We start from the raw sequence: 355 nt of genomic DNA, 5'->3' as shown, positions 1-355 counted from the left end.
TTTGCTTTATTGATAACTTATCGTTATTTTTATGAGTTTGGAGATTTCATGATATTCCACCAGATGTTTGATCAAGACTCTTGCACATATACTTATTTAATAGGTTCCATGGATAGCAAGCATGCAGTAATTATTGATTCAGTCAGGACCCATGTTAAACAATATATCCATTTTAATTAATCAATTAGGATTAAAACTTGTTGCTTCTATTGATACTCATCTGCATGCCGATCACATTACTGGTTCAGGTCAACTAGCTGCTTTAACAGATTGCCATTCTATGATGGGCATTGAAACCAAAGCTCAATTTGTGCATGCCAAATTTTGTGATAATGAAATTTTAAATTTTGGGGAT

2 pseudogenes are annotated in these 355 nt (G+C 32.7%); both read left to right on the top strand.

Annotated features, from left to right (window positions below):
* A pseudogene (locus OK13_RS15645) lies at positions 1 to 180 on the top strand (hypothetical protein); the annotation flags it as partial.
* Positions 152 to 355 (top strand): annotated as a pseudogene (locus OK13_RS13765) (hypothetical protein); the annotation flags it as partial. The pseudogenes OK13_RS15645 and OK13_RS13765, both read left to right, overlap by 29 nt.

Source organism: Legionella norrlandica (genome assembly GCF_000770585.1).
GTDB classification, from domain to species: domain Bacteria; phylum Pseudomonadota; class Gammaproteobacteria; order Legionellales; family Legionellaceae; genus Legionella; species Legionella norrlandica.
The sequence above is the reverse complement of the archived record's forward strand: the minus strand, read 5'-3'. Positions and strand labels throughout refer to the sequence as shown.